Source organism: Vibrio sp. 2130-1, from assembly GCF_033339515.1.
In genome coordinates, this window is the sequence record NZ_JAWOUT010000340.1 from 1 (window position 1) to 664 (window position 664).

General features: G+C 39.8%; 1 protein-coding gene. It reads left to right on the forward strand.

From position 1 onward, the window contains the following. The first annotated feature begins 113 nt into the window (after positions 1 to 113). On the forward strand, positions 114 to 470 hold the full coding sequence (locus tag R7Q09_RS26090; protein WP_258514428.1) for a hypothetical protein: 357 nt from the start codon (positions 114 to 116) through the stop codon (positions 468 to 470). Positions 471 to 664: the final 194 nt, after the last annotated feature.

Below are 664 nucleotides of genomic sequence, written 5' to 3' on the forward strand. Positions count from 1 at the left end.
CTATGCGTTGGTTTTAGTGTTTAAGGTGGTATGCGGAGGCATCGGTATTGCGTTGCTCACACCTTAACAGGGCGTTAGTACCAAAATTAAATTAGGCTTTGGAGTATTTGAAAATGTTCTTTTCTAGTTCATCTCAACCCTTAGTTAACGGCGCTCACTTGTGCGAAGAGTTAACTAGATTTTTATCTGAAAATAAAAGTGACTTTGAACAGAAACTTATCCCAGATCTATCTCATATAGATCATATGGCTCACAATGTTAATGGCATAGAAGTCGAAAAGATTTCTTTTGTGGGCTGTAATCAATATCAACTCGATTATTCATACGATTGGGAAGTCTATCGCGGTTGCTCTGATATGAATGAAGCTGATATCGAACATGAAAGCGTATTGTTTGTCCTCAATGATGACGGCTTCATCGAAATGGATTTCCCAGAATATGAAGAGCGTGATACTCGCGAGGAATTTTAGTACTAACAAACTGTTCAAGAGGGATTCGCAACGCGTGGCATTTTTACTATGCGTTAAGTATAGTGATTAAGATGGTATGCGGAAGCATCGGTATTGCGTTGGCTCACCCCTTAACAAGGCGTTATGTAGCCGCGAGAGGACGGTAAGCTAAAAGGATTTATATATGTTAAATATTCGGCAAGCTCGCATTGAAG

Bases quoted from the DNA above. Each gene is read 5' to 3' on its own strand.
- R7Q09_RS26090 (WP_258514428.1), top strand. From the start codon at position 114: ATGTTCTTTTCTAGTTCATCTCAACCCTTAGTTAACGGCGCTCACTTG.